The sequence below is a fragment of the Pseudomonadota bacterium genome (genome assembly GCA_022361155.1).
Taxonomy (GTDB): domain Bacteria; phylum Myxococcota_A; class Polyangia; order Polyangiales; family JAKSBK01; genus JAKSBK01.
Genome location: JAKSBK010000049.1, coordinates 1 through 1526 on the forward strand (window position 1 = coordinate 1; position 1526 = coordinate 1526).

Here is a 1526-nt window from a genome sequence, read left to right on the forward strand (position 1 = left end):
CGAGCCAACGGAGGAGACCAACTGCCCGGTCCAGATGGTGAGGAAGGGGCGCATGCTGGTTGGCGCTTTCAGGGCACGGTGCATGACGCCATCCGCCGGCTCGGGTTGATTAGTCATCCAGCGCACCCGCTTTCAGGGCCGAGTTGCTCTGGCTGGCGTCCAGGCTTTGCTGGTCGCGGCCTTCCTCGATGCTCATCACTGATTTGGACAGGAAGCCGAAAACACCGGCCAGGGCACAGATCAGGCCGCCGAGGATGTACCAGGTTTGGATGCCAAAGATTTCAGAGAGGGGGCCGGCGATGACTAAGCCCAACGGGGAGATGGCCGTGGCGGCGGTGAAGACCAGGGTGAAGACGCGGCCCTGCATGTCCGGGTCCACGGTGGCCTGGAGGATGGCGCCCAGCGAGCCATTGACGATGGGCTGCATCAAGCCGCCGACCAGCATGGCTCCGACGGCGACGGGGAAGGCGTTGGCAGGGGCGAAACCCATGACCAGCATCCCAGCCCCCATACCGATCAGGCCGGCCATGGCGGTCACCACGCGCCGCTGGAAACCGCCCCAGACGCTGAGGGCCAGGCCACCGACCACCACGCCGATGCCCGAGGCGGACTGCAACCAGGCCAGCTCCTGGGCGCCGCCGCCAAAGTGGTTGGTGACATAGAGCGGGGAGAGCGAGGAGGCTGGTGTAAGCAGGAAGTTGATCAGGGTGGCCATGAGCAGCACGATCAGCAGACCGCGCCAGGTGGCCACGTAGCTGAGGCCGGCGCGAATGTCTTGCCAGACGGAGGTGGGGCCTTCGTCCTCCGTGGTGGTGCGCTCCGGCTGGGGGATGGCGACGAGGAAGAGCGAGCCAACGGCAAAGAGGGCGGTGACGACGTCAATGGCCAGGATGCCTTGCATGGGCAGCAGCTCTAGCAGCAATGCGCCCATCGGTGCGGCAAAGATTCCCAGTCCCCCGTTGAGCATCTGCTTGAGGCCCTGAATGCGGGACAACTGCTCCTTGGGCACCATCAGCGAGGTAGAGGCGATGAAGGCTGGGCCGTGGAAGCCGCCGGCCAGCGAGCGCAAGAAGATGACGACATAGATATGCCAGATCTGGATCAGGCCAGTAGCGAAGAGGGCCGCCAGACCCAGGGTGAGCAAGGCAATGCTGCCATCGGCGAGGATCATGAAGCGGCGGCGGTTGCCGCGGTCCACCATAGAGCCGGCGATGGGGCCCAAGATCACCTGGGGCAGCATCGCGACCAGGGTAGCGGTGGTGAGCACCACGGCTGAACCAGTCTCGCGGGTCAGGTACCAGACCAGGGCGAACTGCACCAACTGGCTGCCCAGCAGGGAGACCGCCTGGCCGATCCAAATGGTGAAGAAGGGACGTTTCCAACGGGGGTTGTCAACTTCGCTGAATTGGGTGGCCATATTCTCCTCGTTAACCTTGATTTTTCTGATAGTAGCCTTAGAAATTCTTAGGGCGGATGAGTAAATCCTTAGGAATTATACAGAAAATCGTCATTCTGTCAACAGATCG

Annotated in this window: 1 protein-coding gene; it reads right to left on the reverse strand. The window is 62.7% G+C overall.

From position 1 onward, the window contains the following. Nucleotides 1-109: 109 nt before the first annotated feature. A complete protein-coding gene (locus MJD61_01390) occupies nt 110-1417 on the reverse strand; it encodes an MFS transporter (protein ID MCG8553930.1) in 1308 nt (435 codons plus the stop codon). Nucleotides 1418-1526: the final 109 nt, after the last annotated feature.

Bases quoted from the DNA above. Each gene is read 5' to 3' on its own strand.
- MJD61_01390 (MCG8553930.1), bottom strand. From the start codon at position 1,417: ATGGCCACCCAATTCAGCGAAGTTGACAACCCCCGTTGGAAACGTCCC.